The sequence below is a fragment of the Komagataeibacter oboediens genome, assembly GCF_003207815.1.
In the GTDB taxonomy this organism is placed as follows: Bacteria; Pseudomonadota; Alphaproteobacteria; order Acetobacterales; family Acetobacteraceae; genus Komagataeibacter; species Komagataeibacter oboediens.
Map to the genome: position 1 here is coordinate 1 of NZ_NKTX01000224.1, position 926 is coordinate 926.

General features: G+C 63.9%; 2 protein-coding genes. Both read left to right on the top strand.

What is annotated here, in order from left to right:
* Positions 1–198, top strand: a 198-nt coding sequence (tnpB, locus tag CFR80_RS18485) for an IS66 family insertion sequence element accessory protein TnpB (protein WP_146221722.1), incomplete at its 5' end; no start/stop codon positions are given.
* 65 nt (positions 199–263) lie between these two features.
* The coding region (locus tag CFR80_RS18490; protein WP_146221723.1) for an IS66 family transposase zinc-finger binding domain-containing protein at positions 264–926 on the top strand (663 nt) is incomplete at its 3' end.

Sequence of the window (926 nt, forward strand, 5' to 3'; positions counted from 1 at the left end):
GGCGACCTGGTGAAACTGATCTGGCACGATGGGATCGGCCTTTCCTTATATGCGAAGCGGATCGAGCGCGGGCATTTCCTGTGGCCTTCGGCAAAGGACGGAGCGATCCATCTCTCCCCGTCACAATTGACTTGTCTGCTGGAGGGTGTGGACTGGCGCAATCCGCAGAAAACATGGAGACCTGAACTGGCGGGATAATAAAAACCGCGCCAGGTCAGCATATACTGGTACCCTTTTGAGCGCCCATGTGATCAACTGCCTTCATGACGGGAGACACGGACGACATCATCGCCTTGCGCGCGGCACTTGCCGCTGCCGAGGCGCGTGCCGAGGTCGCGGAAGCCCGTGCGGCCAGCGCCGAAGCGCAGGTTGCCCATCTCAAACATCTTATCGCGCGGATGCGCCAGGACCGTTTCGGCGCCTCGTCGGAGCGGGGGCGCCGCCTGCTGGCCCAACTCGAACTCGAACTGGAAGAACTGGAGACGACGCTCGCCGAGGACGCGCCCGAAAATGCGGCGGATCCCGCTGTCCGCACGACAGCACCCCGGAGCAACCGGGGACGCCAGCCCCTGCGTGCCGACCTGCCGCGCGAGCGGGTCGTCATCCCCGCACCGACACAGTGTCCGTGCTGTGGCAGCGATCGTCTGAGCAAACTGGGGGAGAGCGTCACCGAGACGCTGGAGGTGATCCCGCGCCAGTTCAAGGTCATCCAAACGGTGCGGGAGAAGTTCACCTGCCGGGACTGCGAGAGCATCACCCAGCCACCCGCCCCCTTCCATCCGATCGCGCGCGGACGCGCAGGCCCATGGCTGCTGTCGACCATTCTATGCGACAAGTTCCTGCAGCATCTGCCGCTGAACCGCCAGAGCGATGCCTTTGCCCGCGAAGGGATCGATCTCGACACATCAACGCTGGCCGACTGGGTG